Consider the following 10,554-nt stretch of genomic DNA (forward strand, 5'->3'; position numbering starts at 1 on the left):
ACCCGCCGTGTTGTGTCAAGGGTCGTTTTCCTCTGGGCACAAGCAAATGTCGAAGAAGCGCTCAAAGGAACTCACCCCTCCCCCGCCGCTTGCGGAGGCTGTCCTGAGTATCCACGAAGAACAAGCCGATGCCAGGAGGTAGGGAGAGCTCTCTCCCCACAGGTGCCTCTCTTCAACATTTGCGTGCATCCTCCCCCCCGAAGGTCACCGGGAGTCGGGCAACAGCCAGCGGGTCAGGTCAGGCGTGGCCTCCAGGAGGAGATCGGCTCCAGCCCGGCGCAATTCCTCTTCTTCGCCAAAACCGCACAACACCCCCACCGTTTGCGCGCCTGCGGCCCTCCCGGCCGCGATGTCCACCACGGTATCCCCCACCATCACCCCCGCCGCTGGGGGGATGCCCATTCGCTCCGCCGCCCAGAGCACAGGGTCCGGGAAGGGCTTGGTGTGCTCACAGGTCTGCGCCGTGGCGACGCAGCAAAAGAAGCCCTGCAGGTCAAAGGCCTCCAGGAAGGCCAGGGTAGAAGCCTCCGGACGCGCGCTCACCACGGCCAGGGGATAACGCCCGGACAAGGCGACCAACATCTCGCGCACGCCGGGCACCAAACGAAACGCCGGCGGGCGATGCGGCAAAAGGCGCGCCAACCAGGAAATCAAACGCACTAACTCATCGTCGATCCCCAGCCGGTCCGGCCAGGCATAGAGGGTGTTGAAGGGCTCCTCCAGCGCCATGACCACCCGGCGGGCCACCTGTTGTGGGGTCCACCGAGGGAAGAGGAAACGGAATGGACGCAGCAGGTGCGCCAGACGGGCCACCATGAGGTCGTCGGTGTCGCTCAAGGTACCGTCCACATCGAAAAACACACCTTGCACACGCGTGACCTCCAGCATCACCCCTCCTGCTGAGCGCGGACGGCGGCCAACACGGCCCGGGCCAGGTCTTCCCCGGGGGCCATGATCCACACAGTCGTACGAGGCCCGGCAAAGAGCACATGGAACGCCGTGGCCGTGCGCCACACGGTCAGCCCTTCGCGAACTTCGGCGCGGGTTCCGGTGCGGGCATTGAGGTACTGCATAAAGGCCTTGGTGAATTCATAGCGTTCTGCGCCACTGGCCCACACCACCTGAGAAACCAGCAACAGGGCACCGCTCTCACGATGACGGAAGAGGGCGTAAGCATCCCCATCCCATCCATCCGCTGCAGCGCGGGCCACCCCTGCGTCCAAACGCACGGCGGGCTCCACCCCATAGGCCAGCAAAGCCAGCACCCCCCACTCACCCAGCGTTCCTTGGGCGACCTTTTCCCATTCCGTGCCCAACACCGGAGCCAGCGCGGGCAAGGTGACGGACAACGGCTGGACATCGGGATAGCGTTCCGGGTGCAGGATTTGCTCGCTGCTGACCGGTGGCGCGGCATAGGCCGCGTTGACCGCCTCCCAGCCGCCGCGACTGTACAGCACGGCCACGAAATTGAGCCCAGCCTCATACGGGAACAGCGCCTGGTGTTGCACAAACCAGAGCAATCCAGCCAACCCCATCCCTTCCACCGTCTGCGCCTGCATTTGCCGTTGCTCGGCCGGAGAAGCGTACTGGGCCGCCCAAAAGACCGCGCTCCACAACGCATCCCCTTGCGTCAGCGCCGCCCTGGCCCGACAGGCATCCTCCTTCAGGAGACAGGAGAACGAAGGCACATTGGCCACGCCAAAGGCCTGCCAGGCGAAATTTTGCGCCTGTAGGGCGTGCACAAAAGCGCGCACATAAGCCCCTTTGGCGGCCCCATCGAAAGGCACCTCCGCGTTCAGGGCCATGGTTTGCGCCGGGGCATCATACACCGCGAACCGGCGGGCCACCGCCGCATCGAAAAGACGGTAATACGCCTTCCAGAGGGAATCGCCCACCCTCCGCCACCCCAGGGCGGTGAGCACCAGGGCTTCCCGGCCTACTTCTTCGGCGGGGTACGCGTCCAGGAACCCCGCCGTCCATTGCTGCGTCCACGCCTGCCGAGAGTAGACTTTCCGGGGGAGGGCGCGCAAAATGGCCAACTGGCGCACATCGGCCACCTCGCGTTCCATCCGCTCCAGCGCAGCCACCACCTCCGGTGCGAGCGCCTGGGAGGCCGCGGTGGGCGTCGGGGAAGGGACGAACAGGGCTGTGGCCCGTGGAACAGGCTCCCGGGTGGGCGTCACGGGCACAGATGAGGCAGGGGCAGCCTCCTCCCCCACGCGGGCAAAAGTCCAAAAGAGGGCCACGATGCCCCCCCAGAGGACGAGCAAAGCCGCCACCTTCCAGAAACGCGCTTTCATCCCGGTTTTCCCCCGTCGGCCATGAGCCACGATAGCGTCATAGCACCTCCTCGTCTCCCCGGTCGGGATAATGCACTGCTTCAATCCCGTTGGCCTGCAACAACGCCTTCAGCGGCTCGGCCCCTTTGGGTTCGCCGTGCACCAAATAGACGCTTTTCAGCGTCTCCCGGGTGTTCAAGGCATACTTCAGCAAAATATCCTGCCCCGCATGGGCCGAAAAGCCACCGATGGTGACCACCTCGGCGCGCACTTCGTACCACTCCCCGAAAATCCGCACCCGCTTTTCGCCTTCGGCCAAACGGCGGCCCAGAGTGTGGGGCGCCTGCCAGGAGACGATGACCACTGTGTTGCGCGGGTTGGTGATGTTGTTCTTCAGGTGATGCAGAATCCGCCCCACTTCGGCCATCCCCGAAGCGGAAAGGATGATCATCGGTTCGTGACGGTCGTTGAGCGCCTTGGATTCCTCCACCGAGCGCACATACTCCACCAGGCCAAAGCCCAGCACATCCTCATGGTTGTGCAGTAGGGCCAGGGCTTCCTCGTCGAAACATTCCGGATGAGCGCGGTAAATCTGAGAGGCGTTGACCGCCAACGGGCTATCCACCACGATGGGGATGCGAGGCAGACTCCCTTCGCGGATCATCCGGTTGAAAGCATAGACCAGTTCCTGGGTGCGTCCCACAGCAAAGGCGGGGATGATGATCTTGCCTCCCCGGGCCACGGTGCGCAAGGTCACTTCGCGCAATTCCTCAAAGGCCGGTCCGGGGTCGCGGTGAGGCTTATCGCCGTAAGTGCATTCCATGAGCAGAAAATCGGCTTTTTCGGGCAACACCGGATCGCGCAGGATGGGCAGATGGGGACGCCCCACATCCCCGGAGAACCACAACCTCCGGGTACGGCCCTTTTCTTCAATGTCCAGCACCACCGCCGCGGACCCCAAAATGTGGCCCGCGTCCACAAAATGGGCCACTACCCCAGGGGCCACCTCAAAGAGCTTGCCGTAATCGGTGGGGACGAAATGCGTCGCCACCATGGCCGCGTCTTCGATGGTGTACAAGGGCTCGACGGGCGGCTCTCCGCGTCGACGGCGCTTCTTGTTCAGATAAGCAGCATCGGACTCCTGGATATGCCCAGAGTCCAAGAGCATGAGGTTGGCCAGATGGGCCGTGGCCGGGGTGGCGTAAATCGGCCCCCGATACCCTGCCTTGATCAAATGGGGCAGATTGCCGCTGTGGTCGATGTGAGCATGGGACAAAATCACCGCGTCAATGGAACGGGGGTCATACGGAAAAGTACGGTTGCGCGCGTAGGTCTCGCGCCGACGGCCCTGGAAAAGCCCGCATTCGAGCAAAACGCGCGCCCCGTTGACCTCCAGCAAATGCGCCGAACCGGTCACGGTTCGGGCGGCGCCCCAAAAAGTCAAGCGCATGGCTCTCTCCTTTCGTCGTGCAGAGTGACCCCTGCAAAAGAGGCACCTATCGCAGGCCAGTCATTTCGTAAACGCGAAGGGGCGTCTTCTTGCCCTTGACCGACAGGGGAGGCAAAGGCCGCACTGCGACCCGCTCCTGCACCAGGCGCCAGGTGGCCTCGGTGAGCAGGATCTGCCCCGGCCGGGCGGCCTCCTCCAGGCGTTTAGCCACATTTACCGCATCGCCGATGACGGTGTAATCCAGGCGTCGCTCGCTGCCCACCAGGCCAATCACCGCCTCACCCGTATGAATCCCAATGCCCATCCCCAACCGCCAGGCCGGGGGGAGTTGGGGGTGCAACTGACGCAACCGCTGTTGCATCGCCCAGGCCGCCCGCACCGCACGCAAGGCGTGGTCCGGCTGGGGCACGGGGGCGTTGAACCAGGCCATGGCCGCATCGCCGATGAACTTGTCCACCGTCCCGCCTTCCTCCAGAAGCACCCCGGCGGCCAGAGCCAGATAGCGGTTGAGCATGGTCACCAGGGTTTCCGGGGAGACCTGTTCTCCCAAGGCTGTGAAACCTCGCAGGTCGGCGAACACCACGGTGATCTCCCGCCGCTCGCCTCCGGGGCGCAGTTGCTCCCAACTCAACTGCCGAATGACCTCGGGCGACACCATCCGCTCAAAAATGCGCTGCATCTCCTCCAGATGACGCTGCTCGGTGAGGTCGTGAATGACCAGTGTCGCCCCCAACAACTGGCGGTTCTCTCCGTACCAGGGGGACATGGAGAGTTGCCAGTACACCCTGCCCCGGCCGGGCCAATGCGGCGAGACCTCCACCCCCACCACCTCGCGGCCTTCCTCTACCACCACGGGCCAGTAACTGCGCAAGGTAGAAGCCAGCGGGGCCAACACCTGTTCCCATGGATAGCCTTTGACTTCCTCAAAGGAGGCGCACAACAGGCGCTCGGCCGCACGGTTGCACATCACAATGCGCCCCTCGGTATCCACGGTCACCACCCCGCTGGCAATGGAGGCGAAGACCCGATCCAGCAGGTCCTTCAACTGGCTTACCTCAGCCAATGCCCGCCGCACCTCCTGAAACAGGCGGGCGTTTTCCAACGCGGTGGCCGCCTGGTGGGCAAAGGCCATCAACATCCCCAAATGTTGCGGCGCAAAGGCCCCGGAACGCATCCGGTGATCCACATAAATCACCCCTACCAGACGGTCCTTCACTTTGAGCGGGACGCAAATGACCGACTTGAGGTGGTACAACGCCACGCTTTCTCCGTTGCGAAAGCGGGGATCGTGCTGCGCGTTGCTGGTCAACACCGGCTCGCCCGTGGCTACCACCCGTTGCACAATGGAACGGCTGAAGTTCAACTCGGCGGGCGAAAGGTCCTCCTGTTCCCAATGACGAGCGATCACCGTGCGCAACTCCCCTTGTTCCTCCCGCAACATCAAAAAGCCGCGCTCGGCCTGGGTCAGCCGGATGATGTAGTCAATCACCATCTGAAGCACGGTGTCCAAATCCAGCGAGGAGTTCATGGCCTGGGCCACATCCATCAGCGCCAGCGATTGCCGATGGGCCACGGCCAGGGCCTCTACATCCCGCTGGATATCCTCCACCAAGGCCACCAGGCGCTCCCATTCGGTGTGCATGGCCGGCAGATCTTGCCGGGTGACCCGCGCCAGATAGCGCACCAGATGGCGCAGCGAAGCCAATCGCTGTCTCAAGCCGGAAGTTTCGAAAGAGGGTTGGGCCATACCTCAAGGATACTACAAATCGTCAGCCAGAGGGGCTGGCCCGCGCCCGGGGAAGCGTCGGAGACGGCGAGACACCTAACGACCCCTCCGCCAACGCTGCCGCAAGGCCCGCCAGGCCGTCCGACGAATCTGCCGGCGGGCGCGGCGTACGGGTTCCAGGGGCACCACCACCTTATCCGGTGGGGCGAAATGCAGGCGCACATACGCCTGGACGACCACGCCCACGGCGTCGCGGGCCAGGGGGAGCAGCCGGGCCAACCGTTCCGCCCGCTCTCCAGGCCCTTCCCCCAGCGCAGGCGCAGCGCCCAGCAAACGCAACCACACCTGCAGTTCCCAAAAGGCGCGGTCCACCTCGCCCATCCGCGTCCAGCGCCCCCATTGCCGCAGCCAACGAGGCTCCCGCCGGAAAACCCGGCGCGTCACCGCCAACAACCGATTCGGCAGCCACGGCCGCTGCAACGCCCAGAGCCCCCGGCGAGCAAGGTGAGTCCACCCAACCCCGCCAGCAACGAAAGCAGCCAACGCCACTCCACGCCCTGCGCAGCGGGTTCCCCCTCCGGCGAGGAGGCCTCAGGCCCGCCTAGAGAGGATGGCGTGGCGCCGACCGGGGCACCCGCACCCAGTTCCAGCCGCCGCCGGCGCAGCCACTCCTGAGGGGAGAGCCACTCCTCCTCGCCTTCCCCCAACGCCGGAGCAGGTGGCCGATCGCCGGGGCGCACCAAAGCAGAACGCGCCACCGTGGGCTCAAAAGGCACCCATCCCACCCCAGGGAAGTACACCTCCGGCCAGGCGTGGCTATCCCGCTCGCGCACCTGATAGGCGCCGTCGGTGTAGCGCCCTGGGCATAGCCCACGGCCAGGCGCGCCGGGATGCCCATCAGACGCAACAACACCACCTCGGCCGTAGCGTAATAGGTGCAAAAGCCCTCCTGGGCCTCAAAAAGGAACCAGTCCACCGGGTCTTTCCCCGGCGGCGGAGGCGCCGGGAGAGGGTTGCGATAAGCCATCTGCGCCCGCAGGTAGGCGGTGAGCATCTGGGCCCGGTCATAAGGGTTGTCGACCTGCTGGGCCAGCGCCGCGGCCAACTGACGCACCCGCGCGGAGATGTCCTCCGGCACCTGAAGATAAGGCGCTACCCAAGAAGGGTAATCCGTGCCCGCCTGTCGGAGTTGCTCCGCCGTCAGGGCCACCCGCCAAGCCCGCACCCGGTAACCGCTCCCGGCGGGTAAGGGCTCCTGGGCCACAAAAGCCAAGGGGTCAACCAGTCCCTCGCCCAGGAGGACGGCCCGCAGTTGGTAGGGCACATCCAGCACCTGCGCAGGATACAGGGCCGTATAGAGCACCAGAGCGGGTTGGGCCAAAACAAAACGCAAGGTGACTTCTTCCCCGGCCTCATCCGGACGCGGGAAAGCCACCCCCGAAGGGGCCATGCTCGCGGCGTTCTGGACCTGCCAAAGCCCCTGCCGATAAGTGGTGTACACCTGCATCCGCCAATAGTACCGCTCTCCCAAAACCGCCCGAGGGGCCTCGACCCGAAAGACCAGGGTGTCCGTTTCTGGCACGCCCAACCCCAGGGGCAGCCGTTCGGCATACCCCACCACTCCCCACACCTTGGTGCCCTGGAGGGGTTCCACCAGACGCCCCAGACGACGCTGGATGCGCTCCCAGGGGCGGGTCACCCGCTGCCAGGTTTCCCGCACACCGGGCAAAGCCGCCTCCCAGCGCGGCAGGTGCCAGGCCAGCACCCCCACCAGCACCACCGCGCCCAAGGCCACCCGTAGCCAGTCCCATCCCAGGTCCAGGGGGATCAACAGGTGCCGCGCGCGCCAGCCGCGCACGCGTTCTCCAAATCCAAAGGTGTGCCGGGCCAGATACAGCATGGCCAGTCCCGAATAGACCAGCAAATAGACCGTGCGGGCGCGCACATAGGGGTCGTAGGCCTGGATGACCCACAGGGCCAGCAACGGAGGCAGCAGCACGCGCCACAACGCCCGCCGCCGGGCGACGGAAAAGCCCACGAACCACCCCAAAGCCCAGGCTGCCACCACCAACAGGGCCAGGAACAACACGGGATCGCCCACCGGGCGGTCGGCGGCGAAATCCTGCCAGGCCCCCTGCAGGCGCTGGGCCAGCACAACCAGCTGGACGCGGAGGGGAGCCAAGCGGGCCACGCTCCTCGCCAGCCCGAGGGGCAACAGGACCTCGCCATAGGCCAAAGCGAGCAACGCGACAAAAGGCCAGCGCCAGCGCGTCACCCCCGCCAGGGCGCCCAAACCATAAGCCAGCAACAACGCGCCGGAGGCCAGCCCCAGGCCCGCGGTCCAGGCGGTCGCCTCCAGGCGTCCGGCCAAGGTGAGCAACAAAAAGCCCCCCAACAGCACCAACACACCGTCGGGGGCAGGGTGCGGAGGCTGCGTCGAGGGGGGCTTGTTGTGAAAAGACGCGCTCATGGTATGGGCATTATACCCCCTGGAGAAGCCCTTTCAGCAACTAACGGAGGGCGCGCAGAACGATAAACCCGGGTTCGGGCCGCCAACGACCTGAAGCCGGCTCGGCACCCCATGTTACCGGTCAGTCCAGCCCCAGCGCCCGGCGCAAGGCAGGCAGATTGCCCGCCGGGACCACCGGGGCGGGCGGCACGGCTTGCATGGCCGCCTGCACATCCTTCAACCCGCTCCCCGTGAGCAACACCAGCACCGGGTCCTCCGGCGTGAGCCAACCGCGGCGCAACGCCTCGCGCAGGCCGGCCCAGGCCGTGGCCGCGGCCGGCTCGGCGAAAAGCCCCACCCGGCCCAACTCGGCCATGGCCTCCAGAATAGCCTCATCGCTCACCGTGAGGTAGGCCCCGTGGGTTTCCCGCACGGCCCGCAACGCGCGCCGCCCATCGCGGGGCAAATCCACGCTGATGCTGTCGGCGATGGTTTGGGCCTGTACCGAGGCAACTTCCGTGGCCCCGGCTTCCCAGGCGCGGGCAATGGCCGCCGAGCCCTCGGCCTGCACACCGTAAAGGCGCGGCTTCTGCTCCAGCCAGCCCAACTGCTGCAGGTCCCAAAACCCTTTGTACACGCCGCTGATGATGTTGCCATCGCCCACAGGGACGAAGATGTGCAGCGGTCGTTCGAGGCGTTGACGCAGCAACACCTGTTCCCAGATCTCGTAGGCCACGGTCTTCTTACCCTCGACGGTGAAGGGGTTGAACCCCGTGTTGCGGCAGTACCAGCCGAGGGTTTCCGAGGCCTCGATGGACAGGTCAAAGGCGTCATCGTAGGTCCCGTCCACCAGGCACACCTGAGCGCCGTAAATGAGCAACTGGGCGATTTTGGCCCGCGGAGCCCCTTTAGGGGCCAGAATGACCGCCCGCAACCCCACCGCCGCGGCCATGCCGGCCAAAGCCGCGCCGGCGTTCCCTGTGGAGGCCGTGATCACCGTATCCACACCCAGAGCCAAGGCGCGGGCCACCACCACGGCGCTGGCGCGGTCCTTGAGGGAAGCGGTGGGATTGCGGCTTTCATCCTTGAGCCAGAGCCAGGAGAGGCCCGTGGCCTGGCGCAAAGCGGGAGGGGAGAACACCGGCGTCCAGCCCACCGAAGCCAGGGGCGTGGTGGCAAAATCGGGGTCCGGCACAGGCAACAGGGGGAGATAGCGCCACAGGGAGGGCACATTTCCCATGAGGCCCGGAAACGACGGGGACAGCACCCGCTTCAAGGAGGGGTAGTCCAACCAGACATCCAGGTTCCCATCATCCTCAGGGCAAGTATAGGTGACTTCGTCAGGGGCGTAGGTGCGACCACAGCGCGAACAACGGTAGCGAAAGGTCATGATCCGGCCTCCCAGGTTGGGGTCGCCAAAGGCGGTGAAGCCGCCCAAATCCGCTGCAAAATGGCCTGGGCCTCGTCGGGCGGGGCAAGGTGCACCGTGCCATCGCCATCGGTGTGCACCGGGATGAACCGGTAGGCCACCAGGCGTCGGCCCTCGAAGGTCAACTCAAGCATGGCGCCTTGCTGCGTTTCCAGGGACCAACTCTGATCGAAGACGAAGTTGCCCAGGCTGTAAAACACCGGCACATTGTCCAGGATGGTCATGCCCTGCACCACATGGCTGTGGTTGCCCACCACCACATCAGCGCCGGCCTCCACGAAGCGACGGGCCCAACGCCGCTGCTCGTAAAGGGGGGTGGCGTGGTACTCCGGGCCCCAATGGGGCAGCGCCACGACCACATCGGCCTGAGCGCGGGCCGCCTGCATGGCCTTCTGCAGGTTGGCTTCGGTGAGCGGGGCGGCGCCGGGGGTATCCTGCCCGGCGAAGGAGCGCTCTTCGATTTCGTTCAAGGCCACGAAGGCGTAACGCACCCCGCCAAAGGTGAGCACCAGGGGCTGCAGCGCCTCGTCCACATTGCGCCCGCCGCCCAAGACAGCCAGCCCTGCGCCCCGGAGGGCCTCCAGAGTGTCCAGAAAAGCCCCGTCGCCCCCGTTCTTGATGTGATTGGTGGCCACATTCACCGCGTCGAAGCCTGCCCAAGCCATGGTTGCGGCGTGAGCCGGGTCGCCCACCAGCAAAAAGGTGCGCATGCAGCCGGTAGGGGGGACTTGAGAGGTCAGGGCGCTGTTGAGCAGGGCAAAAGCGTAATCGGCCTGGCGGATGAGGGGAGCCACCTCGGCATAGATGTAGCGGTCGTCGCCCCGCTGGTCGGCCGCGGCGCGCACGCAACGGGCAGGGACAATGTTGCCCACGAAAAGGAAGGTCACCCGGGAGGGGGTGGGGGTGGGCGTGGGGCTGGGCGTCGGGGTGACGGTCGGCGTCTGCGTGGGCAGGAAGGTGGGCGTGGGCGGCAGCGGCGGCCAGGGCATGAGCGTGGGCGAAGGGTCGGCAGAACGGGCCGACGGCGACCACGGCGCTTTGGCGGCTGCGGTGGGGCGACAGCCGAGTAGCAGCAAGAGCGCGAAGAGAGGGAAAAGAGTTCGCAAACGCATGGCTACTCACGATGGGCGGCCAGGGCGCGGCGGAGTTCGGCCTGCACCTCCGGGTCGTGCTCAACGGCCCGCGCGGCTTCCAGGGCCGCGCGGGCCTGGGGCGTGCCGA

At 65.8% G+C, this 10,554-nt stretch carries 9 protein-coding genes; all 9 read right to left on the reverse strand.

Annotated elements, in window-relative coordinates:
• Positions 1-204: 204 nt before the first annotated feature.
• The 9 genes from G4O04_02960 to G4O04_03000 all read right to left on the reverse strand — a co-directional run bounded on the left by G4O04_02960 (position 205) and on the right by G4O04_03000 (position 10,445).
• Complete coding sequence (locus tag G4O04_02960; protein ID HEY57494.1) at positions 205-888, reverse strand: HAD family hydrolase; 684 nt, start codon at positions 886-888, stop codon at positions 205-207.
• Positions 888-2,300, reverse strand: coding sequence for a hypothetical protein (locus G4O04_02965; protein HEY57495.1), 1,413 nt, complete (start codon positions 2,298-2,300; stop codon positions 888-890). Before G4O04_02965 ends, G4O04_02960 begins: the two co-directional genes overlap by 1 nt.
• Positions 2,301-2,337: 37 nt before the next feature.
• A complete protein-coding gene (locus G4O04_02970; GenBank protein HEY57496.1) occupies positions 2,338-3,729 on the reverse strand; it encodes an MBL fold metallo-hydrolase in 1,392 nt (463 codons plus the stop codon).
• 46 nt (positions 3,730-3,775) lie between these two features.
• Complete coding sequence (locus G4O04_02975) at positions 3,776-5,446, reverse strand: GAF domain-containing protein (protein ID HEY57497.1); 1,671 nt, start codon at positions 5,444-5,446, stop codon at positions 3,776-3,778.
• A 105-nt stretch (positions 5,447-5,551) separates the two neighbouring features.
• Positions 5,552-5,998 carry a hypothetical protein gene (locus G4O04_02980; protein ID HEY57498.1) on the reverse strand — a complete coding sequence of 149 codons (447 nt, stop codon included), beginning with the start codon at positions 5,996-5,998 and terminating at the stop codon, positions 5,552-5,554.
• Positions 5,896-6,288: a transglutaminase domain-containing protein gene (locus G4O04_02985; GenBank protein HEY57499.1), complete on the reverse strand. Its 393-nt coding sequence runs from the start codon at positions 6,286-6,288 to the stop codon at positions 5,896-5,898. The genes G4O04_02980 and G4O04_02985 overlap by 103 nt, the downstream gene beginning before the upstream one ends.
• Positions 6,057-7,925, reverse strand: coding sequence for a transglutaminase domain-containing protein (locus G4O04_02990; GenBank protein ID HEY57500.1), 1,869 nt, complete (start codon positions 7,923-7,925; stop codon positions 6,057-6,059). The genes G4O04_02985 and G4O04_02990 overlap by 232 nt, the downstream gene beginning before the upstream one ends.
• Before the next feature lie 121 nt (positions 7,926-8,046).
• A complete protein-coding gene (gene thrC / locus G4O04_02995; protein ID HEY57501.1) occupies positions 8,047-9,294 on the reverse strand; it encodes a threonine synthase in 1,248 nt (415 codons plus the stop codon).
• Positions 9,291-10,445 carry a CapA family protein gene (locus tag G4O04_03000; GenBank protein ID HEY57502.1) on the reverse strand — a complete coding sequence of 385 codons (1,155 nt, stop codon included), beginning with the start codon at positions 10,443-10,445 and terminating at the stop codon, positions 9,291-9,293. The genes thrC and G4O04_03000 overlap by 4 nt, the downstream gene beginning before the upstream one ends.
• Between the last annotated feature and the right edge of the window lie 109 nt (positions 10,446-10,554).

Source organism: Anaerolineae bacterium (assembly GCA_011176535.1).
In the GTDB taxonomy this organism is placed as follows: domain Bacteria; phylum Chloroflexota; class Anaerolineae; order Anaerolineales; family DRMV01; genus DUEP01.